General features: G+C 39.5%; 8 protein-coding genes and 1 pseudogene. All 9 read right to left on the minus strand.

The window, feature by feature from the left end; genetic code table 11:
- Nucleotides 1-27: 27 nt before the first annotated feature.
- Complete coding sequence (locus AC1DSB_RS10590; protein ID WP_477586694.1) at nt 28-222, minus strand: hypothetical protein; 195 nt, start codon at nt 220-222, stop codon at nt 28-30.
- 12 nt (nt 223-234) lie between these two features.
- Nucleotides 235-720: a DUF948 domain-containing protein gene (locus tag AC1DSB_RS10595; RefSeq protein WP_477531193.1), complete on the minus strand. Its 486-nt coding sequence runs from the start codon at nt 718-720 to the stop codon at nt 235-237.
- A gap of 147 nt (nt 721-867) precedes the next feature.
- The gene (murC, locus tag AC1DSB_RS10600; RefSeq protein ID WP_477531194.1) at nt 868-2163 is read right to left on the minus strand and encodes a UDP-N-acetylmuramate--L-alanine ligase; all 1296 of its coding nucleotides are present in this window, start codon (nt 2161-2163) and stop codon (nt 868-870) included.
- A gap of 144 nt (nt 2164-2307) precedes the next feature.
- Nucleotides 2308-3942, minus strand: a pseudogene (locus AC1DSB_RS10605) (DNA translocase FtsK); the annotation flags it as partial.
- Between the two features lie 1001 nt (nt 3943-4943).
- The gene (gene ytpR / locus AC1DSB_RS10610; RefSeq protein ID WP_477531196.1) at nt 4944-5549 is read right to left on the minus strand and encodes a YtpR family tRNA-binding protein; all 606 of its coding nucleotides are present in this window, start codon (nt 5547-5549) and stop codon (nt 4944-4946) included.
- Nucleotides 5546-6361, minus strand: a complete 816-nt coding sequence (locus AC1DSB_RS10615) for a DUF1444 domain-containing protein (protein WP_477531197.1) — start codon at nt 6359-6361, stop codon at nt 5546-5548. Before AC1DSB_RS10615 ends, ytpR begins: the two co-directional genes overlap by 4 nt.
- Nucleotides 6362-6434: 73 nt before the next feature.
- Nucleotides 6435-6749, minus strand: coding sequence for a thioredoxin family protein (locus tag AC1DSB_RS10620; RefSeq protein ID WP_477531198.1), 315 nt, complete (start codon nt 6747-6749; stop codon nt 6435-6437).
- A 13-nt stretch (nt 6750-6762) separates the two neighbouring features.
- Nucleotides 6763-7281: a hypothetical protein gene (locus AC1DSB_RS10625; RefSeq protein ID WP_342543230.1), complete on the minus strand. Its 519-nt coding sequence runs from the start codon at nt 7279-7281 to the stop codon at nt 6763-6765.
- 65 nt (nt 7282-7346) lie between these two features.
- Nucleotides 7347-7877 (minus strand): DUF84 family protein, encoded by a 531-nt coding sequence (locus tag AC1DSB_RS10630; RefSeq protein WP_477531199.1) that lies wholly within the window; start codon nt 7875-7877, stop codon nt 7347-7349.
- Between the last annotated feature and the right edge of the window lie 277 nt (nt 7878-8154).

Consider the following 8154-nt stretch of genomic DNA (forward strand, 5'->3'; position numbering starts at 1 on the left):
GAATAAAGCCGTAGCTGCTCCAATAATTCAGCCTACCAATGCACCGATTAAGAAATCCTTAGAATTCATATCATCACTTGATTTCGAATAAATTGGATCTCGGTGCTGTCCATTGGAATACTCATACGCTTGTGGAAGATAGGCTTCCGTCTGATTGGATTTATTCGAATAAAACTCGTGGTTGTACTTCGCTTCGTTATAATTTGGTTTAAATTGTGTCATGTTGGTTCCCCCTTATTTTTTTGTATCTCTATATGATTTATCTGGTTCGCTTGCATAAATCGTGTAACCTGCTCTAGCTTCTTCAATTGCTTTTCTTTCTTTCCACTTGTCGCGAATGCCTAGAGCAACATTGCTCCATTGTACAACTTGCGCAATCTTATCTTCATTTCGTTCTACCTCTGTCGTAATTGACGATGTAATGCGTCGGATTGATGTATTTAAGCCATTTACTGACTCCCCTACATTTTTCACGGCATCTACAACACTGTTAAGTTTTTCAGATTTATTTTGAATATCTGAAGCCAAACCATTTGTCTTATGCAATAATTCTGTTGTCTCTCTTGTTACTCCTTGTAATTGACCTTCTAATCCAGACATTGTGTCTGAAAATTCATTAAGCGTCTTCTTCAGCGATGTAAATGTCATCGCAAGACTAACGCAAAGAACGAGAAAGCCTATAGCTGCAACCAACGCTGCTATGTATAATATTATTTCCATTCGAGTTCCTCCTCTAGATTGTACATACTACCTATCTTCCCACACATAGCGGTAAATAAACATCTATGTTATCTTTATTCCACAAAAACATTTTATTTCCTCCATAAAAATAAAACTCCAGTCAAAAAAGACCAGAGTTTTGTGAAATTATATTTTTTGTTCGAAGGCAGCTTGGAACTTTTGAACATCCCCTGCACCCATGAATAAGTATACAGCATTTTGATGCTTCAGTAACACATCAATTTCTTCGGTTTTCAGGACAACACAGTTGTCAATCAGATCACATAAATCATCGATGGTTAAGTCTCCTGCATTTTCACGTGCTGATCCGAATATATCACACAAATATACGTTATCAGCCGTTTCCAGGCTCTCTGCGAACTCCTTAAGGAATGTGCGAGTACGTGAAAACGTATGAGGTTGGAATATTGCAATGACTTCACGATTTGGATACTTCTGACGAGCCGACTGGATAGTTACTTTGATTTCAGTCGGATGATGTGCATAATCGTCAATTAAGATTCGATCTCCTTTTCTGCTTTCAGCAAAACGGCGTTTGACGCCACCGAATGTATGCAACTGCTGCTGAATGATATCAGCAGGGATTCCTTCGTAATTACACAAAGAAATGACAGCCAATGCATTTAGTACGGCATGGTCTCCGAATGAAGGGATTTCAAATGTACGGTAAAATTCATTTCGAACGAAAACATCGAATGTAGATCCAGAAGTCGTTTTCACCACGTTACGAGCTTCAAAGTCATTTTCTGAGCCAAATCCATAAAACACAACGGGAACATTGGCATGGATTTTTTGTAGATGTTCATCATCACCACATGCAATAATGGCCTTATTCACTTGAAGCGCCATTGATTGGAATGCCTCAACCACATCGTCGATGCCACCGAAATAATCCGGATGATCAAAATCGATATTAGTCATGATCATGTAATCAGGATGGTATGCCAAGAAATGACGACGGTATTCACATGCTTCAAAAGCAAAGTATTGTGCTTGTGATTCACCATGACCCGTTCCATCTCCAATTAAATATGAAGTCGGTGCAAAGCCACTTAATACATGTGACATTAAACCCGTTGTAGAAGTTTTGCCATGTGATCCTGTAATACCTACCGAGACGTACTGGCCCATTAAGTTCCCTAAAAACTTGTGATAACGGATTACATCGATTCCTAATTCGTTAGCACGAATCAGTTCTTCATGATTGTCTTTAAATGCATTCCCCGCAATTACGGTCATGCCTTTTTCAATATTATCTGCGTTAAATGGCAAGATTTTGATGTCACGTTTTCGTAGTGGATCTTCAGTGAAAAAATGTTTCTCTATATCAGAGCCCTGAACCTGGTTCCCTGCATCGTGCAAAATTTGTGCAAGTGAACTCATGCCAGACCCTTTAATTCCTGTAAAATGAAACACTGTCATTTGTATAAACCTCCTGGGAAAGGTGCCCGTACTTTATTATCAATAATTCCTTACCCCATTATATCATCATTTAATCTTGCCTAGAAATGAACGATTTTTCCCACAATTATATAGACCTGGCTGGGGTTATTCTCAATTCCATTGTCATTCATTGAAGAGAAGCTGTAAATCATTTTCTGTAATGAAAACTTCTCGTGCTTTACTTCCTCTTGATTCCGAAACATATCCATGCTGTTCCATTAAGTCAACAAGTCTTGCCGCACGGTTGTAACCTATATGAAACTTACGTTGAAGCAGCGAAGTTGAAGCAGAGCCTTGTTCCAAAATAAATCGGCACGCTTCTTCAAATAACTCATCCTGATCTTCTGCCACTTCCAGACGACGCACCAATTCCTCTTGCTCAAATAAATATGATGGTTCTCCCTGACTACGTGCGTGTTCAATAATTTCTTCCATCTCTTCATCCGTTACGTAGGTCCCTTGTATACGGATTGGCGCAGACATACCATTGCCAAGGTATAGCATGTCGCCTCGACCGAGTAACCTTTCAGCACCTTGGACATCCAAAATCGTACGCGAATCTATTTGCGAGGACACTGAAAATGCGATACGAGTCGGGATATTTGCTTTAATCAGTCCTGTTATGACATCTACAGACGGACGTTGTGTAGCGACCACTAAATGAATCCCGCAAGCACGTGCTTTTTGAGCAATCCGACAAATTGATTCTTCCACTTCCGTAGGTGCCATCATCATTAAGTCTGCCAATTCATCAATAACAATCAACAAATAAGGCATTTTTTGTGCAAATTGTCTTTTCTCTTCTGCCATTGCATTATAACGTGTGATATCCCTTACCCCTGTATGAGCAAACAGCTGATAACGGCGTTCCATTTCTTCTACTGCCCATTTTAGTGCAGCAGTTGCAGCCTTAACGTCAGTGATGACGGGACTGACGAGATGAGGGATATGATTGAAGGGTGCCAGTTCTACCATTTTCGGATCAATCAGGAGTAAATTTAATTCTTTCGGCGTGGCTTTATATAATAAGCTGATTAATAAAGAATTAATACAAACTGACTTACCTGATCCCGTTGCTCCCGCAATTAAGCCATGTGGCATTTTACGCAAATCAATGGTAATAGGTGTCCCAGTCAAATCTAATCCGAGAGCTGCTTCAAGCGGTGAGTCAGAATCCGTGAAGTTTGAACTCCCGACAACTTCCGATAGACGGACAGGACGGGACGTTTGGTTTGGAATTTCAATTCCAATCGAACTTTTCCCAGGAATCGGTGCCTGTATCCGAATGTCTTTCGCAGCAAGTGCCAATTTCAAATCATCCGCCAGATTACGAATTTTGCTCACTTTCGTCCCTTGACCGACTGTTATTTCAAATTGTGTGACAGCAGGACCTTGAACCATGTTTACAATTTCCGCTTTAACTTGGAAATAAGACAAGGATTCGATTAATCGAGCAGCTTGCATGCTCATCCACTCGTTATCTTGCGTCTTTTGCTCAGGTGGTACTAAATATCTCTCTCTCGGGAAAATATATCCTGGCTGGCTATCTTCCACAATTGCATGATCAGGTTGTTGGTCCTGACCAGTCGACCTTTCAACAGGAGCATCCACTGGCTGTTGTTCGATTGGTTTATTAGGAATCTCTTGTTTTGGCATTATAGTAGGTATCATATTAGTTCGTGTTGTGGCTTGCTGATATTTTGCCTTATCAGAATTAAGCATCATCACATTAAAAGGCAAAGATTTCTTTTTCTTTTCTGTTAATGGGATGTCGGTTACTTGCCCATCAATAGCCGATGGCATCTCTACATCCAACTGTTCTTCAACCTTTACATGGGACTCATTTACAACTTCTTTTTCTATTGTGGCTGATTGTTCGAGCATTTCAGATTCTACTTGCTTGGAAATGTTTGTTTCAGTCGGTTTAACTTCAACAAATACACTCGCCTCTTGTTCAACGACTTTAATCTGATTCTTTTTAGCCAACAACTCATCAAAAGGAGATATTTTCGAACGGAAAGGTGTTTCCCGAACTATCTCTTTTTCTGTGATAGGTTGATGCTTTTTCATTTCCTGTTCGCTTTGTTGGATGATGGTTCCAGATGGCTTAATCGACGGTGATTCACTTTCTTCGATAATGGTAGCCGCTGTTTCTTTATTCACTTCACCCAAGTTCTTTTTGGCTAATAGATCATCAATCGGAGATATTTTTGGACGATTGAAACCATGAATAGGGGATGGAACTTCTGAAGGGACAAACAGCTTCGACTGAACAGGCACTTTTGTTATTCTTGGCTTTACTTCTTGGAAACTATCTCTTGTTGTCGAAAAGCTATCTCTTGGACTCGGAATACTTGAGTGCTCTACTCTTGGTTTTGTCGCTTGATGGACAACTGTGTTTTGTCGCTTCTGCTGCCATWGTTTATGCATATATAAAGGTTGATATTCTTCTTCCTTTTCGCCATCATCTAAATCAGCATCTTCTGAACGATCTTTCTCATTATCGCTGATTAAAGGGAATCGGAAAGGTGTTTTGGTCTCTCTGTATGTAGTCTGCTCAAGTTCTTCTATTAATATTACTTCTTCTTTTTCTATTGATTCTTCTGAAAATACTTTTTTTAATGTTTTGGTCAACCAATTCAATACAAACCCTCTTTTCGTGTCAATGCTTCCATTTTAGCAGGTTTGCAAGTCAAATCAAACGGCTTTAAAAAAACTCTGCGCATCAAAATCCTTGAGTACACAGAGTTTTACCTAGTTTATGCTTGGAAAGCTGATCCTATTTCAGCAGTGTCTTCTAATACTAAAATCCCTTTTTCTGTAGGTGCATCTGGTAAAGCCAATTCTTTCGCCGAACAAATCATGCCACTCGATGCAACGCCACGTAATTCTGCATCTTTGATCACTAAACCACTTGGCATCACAGCACCAACCTTTGCTACTACTACTTTTTGGCCCGCTTCCACATTTGGGGCTCCACATACAATTTGAAGCGTTTCTTCGCCCACTTCAACTTGGCAAACATTTAATTTATCAGCATTTGGATGTTTTTCTTTAGAAGAAACATAGCCAACTACAAATTTAGGCGAAAAGTCGACCTCTAATTTCAAGTCCAAATCATGATTAATCAGCAGTTGTTGTAAAGATTCCACGATTTCTTTTGTTACTTCAACGGAGCCTTGCTCAGTCAATTGAAGATATTTACTCGAGTTAAATACATTAAATGCCCCAACTTTGCCTGTCTTTGCATCTTTGATTAACGTAATGTCACCTTTTGTTTCAGTTGTCACTTCTTCAAAAGTATTTGGTACCAGTTGTACTAAAAGCACATCTCCGACACCTTTTGTATTGTAAAAAATATTCATTTGTCATTGTTCTCCTTTTGTACGCGATTTTTGGCCATAATAAAGATCGGTTCCAATTCCCCGTCTTCGTAAATGAAAGATAAAGATGTGATTGGCACTTTACCTACTGTAAAGAAATGCATGGTTAACTGGGCAAGTACATCATAACCTGCTTCGTTTCGAATATCTCCGATGATTAACACATCTTGATGAGGCACTGACAATGTCATATCTCCTGTAATTTTCGTTTGCATGTCTTTCAAAAATTGTTCATTTAAAATACGACTGGCGTCATATCCATCGTTCGCATTGACAAAGTAAAATATATTACCTGCCACATGGTCTTCTTTCATGTCGGTTGACAGTTTTCTGACTTGGAAACGCGCAGCTTCTTTCATCTCTGAATCTGTGATATTTAACTGACTCATCATTTGTTCATCGAGCAATCGATACGTGTTTCCCAAATCCAGTGCATAATAGATTCGTGTTTCCGCTGTATGATCAGTAACAACGAATGCATGTCCTTCATTCGATTTCAACGGGAATGAGGTTGAACGGATAACAGGATAAATATGTGATGTTGATTTGGTCAAGCCTTTGGTTTCCTGTTCCATCGCGTCGAAAGTCTGACTAATGGTATAGACAACCTCTTGAATTGCCAGATCTTTTTTCATTTCATATTTAGCCAAAATTTCTGGCAGTGAAATTTCCATACCTTTATTCAACCCAGTATGATTCAGACGTAGCCGATCAGTTTTTTTATCATGTTGCCACGTGAATGAAGGATTCGGTAGTTCTTGCTTTAATCGTTCAACTAATTGTTCTGGTTTCAAAGTTTCACATCCTTTACAAAAGGAAGCGGTTCCTACCGTTTGGGCGGAACCGCTCTCATAATATTGGAACATTCTAAAGAAGTTCTGTTAGGAATTGTTCTATTTCTTCCTTAGTTTTACGGTCTTTGGTGACAAAACGCCCTACTTCCAGTCCGTTTCTAAAGACTAAGAAACTTGGAATTCCATATATCTCTTGTTCTGCACACAAATCAATAAATTGATCACGGTTAACAGATACAAATGTGAAGATTTCAAACTTCTCTTCAACCTCTGGCATGAAAGGGTCAATAAAATGACAATCCGGACACCAGCCAGCCGTAAATAGAAACACTACATCTTCCGTTAATTTCAGAGCTTGGAATTCTTCAACAGATTGTAAATCTCTCATTTGAATTCCTCCTTTATGAATCAATTTTTACAGAACGAACAATTTCCATCATTTGCTCCATGTTCTCCGAAATGTTAGCTTTATCCGAAATGGTCGTTAGTTTCACGCCACCGATACTTGCCATAATTTCGTATTGTTCCTCACCTGATGGTAAAACAGCGATGAAACCAAAGCGACCATTTTGCTCAAAAGTCTCTTGAGCTTTAATGTCATCTTTTTTCTCAGCTTGTAATAAATCATAAAATAAATGACTATCTTGTTGTTCATTCGGGTTTACAAACAACACATACGATTCGTCGTTATCCTTCATGACGATGTTCGTTTCGTCCGAATCTTCCTCTATAGAAAAGCCTTTTGGAACAAATAATTCAACATTTTCAATTTGTTCATTCGGCTCAGCTGATTCATTTTGAAAAGCTTCTTTTGCAGCATTTATTCCTTCTCCCATTTGTTCTTCAGGAGTTGCAGAACAAGCAACTAAAGTTACTAATAAGAAAGGTGCGATCGCAATTCGCATCCATTTTCGTCTCATGTTTTTCCCTCCTATCTAAGAAAGCACTATGTTCTATTTTAATATGGTTCCCATATCGTTGCAACTTAAGTCGTTTTTTGCGTAGGATTGGCATACAAGTATTGACCTATCAATAGTTTGACAATGTGTTCAAACATCACACTGCGATTGACAAGTCCGTTTGTGAACACACCTACGGCTCCTTCTTTATGTCGTATTCCCACTTGTTTTGTGTAGGTTTCCATTACAGGTCCAAGCTCTTCCCCATTTCGGATGGGTTCCGCCACTTCTGCAGGCAAAGGAATCTGGGCGCCTCCAGCGATAAATTGCTGACCTGTTTTCGTATGCAGTACACCCCAGTTGCAAACAAACAGTTGGCCATTTATTTCTTTTACTCCTCCCTCGAGTCCGAAAGAAATTTCTGCTTGGGATTCCTTGAAAGCTAACCATGCTCGGTTTTTTGCACCGAGTAAAGTTTCTTCGTCTCCAATTGGTTGATCCGAAACATTCGAGGGTACAGAAACTGAAAAGAAATCCACATTTTCCAGTAATGAAGAACATATATTTTCTACTGCGTTCACTTTTGCCTGATTTTTTGTTCCAATAGCAATTTTCATATGAGTCTCCTTGAATTTCGCACAAAAAAAGCGCCTTTTCAGGCACTTCCAGACTGTAGACAAAGAAAAAATGAGTGAATATAACTGTATACTATTGAAAAAGAGCCTATGCAAGAAAATGTTGATTTCCATTGCGGCGGACGCGTTTCGCGGGCACGGCTTCAGTCTCCTCGTCACTACGTTCCTGCGGGGTCTTCAGCTCGTGCTGTTCCCGCTGAAGTCGCCGCCTCCACTCCAATCAAAAGAAATTGCTTCTGTAAGCTGTCTCTGCAAAATA

Source organism: Paenisporosarcina sp. P4_E4_2 (assembly GCF_056401595.1).

Excerpts from the sequence above, each read along its gene's own strand:
- AC1DSB_RS10590 (WP_477586694.1), bottom strand. The coding sequence starts at position 222 with ATGACACAATTTAAACCAAATTATAACGAAGCGAAGTACAACCACGAG.
- AC1DSB_RS10595 (WP_477531193.1), bottom strand. The coding sequence starts at position 720 with ATGGAAATAATATTATACATAGCAGCGTTGGTTGCAGCTATAGGCTTT.
- murC (WP_477531194.1), bottom strand. The coding sequence starts at position 2,163 with ATGACAGTGTTTCATTTTACAGGAATTAAAGGGTCTGGCATGAGTTCA.
- ytpR (WP_477531196.1), bottom strand. The coding sequence starts at position 5,549 with ATGAATATTTTTTACAATACAAAAGGTGTCGGAGATGTGCTTTTAGTA.
- AC1DSB_RS10620 (WP_477531198.1), bottom strand. The coding sequence starts at position 6,749 with ATGAGAGATTTACAATCTGTTGAAGAATTCCAAGCTCTGAAATTAACG.
- AC1DSB_RS10625 (WP_342543230.1), bottom strand. The coding sequence starts at position 7,281 with ATGAGACGAAAATGGATGCGAATTGCGATCGCACCTTTCTTATTAGTA.
- AC1DSB_RS10630 (WP_477531199.1), bottom strand. The coding sequence starts at position 7,877 with ATGAAAATTGCTATTGGAACAAAAAATCAGGCAAAAGTGAACGCAGTA.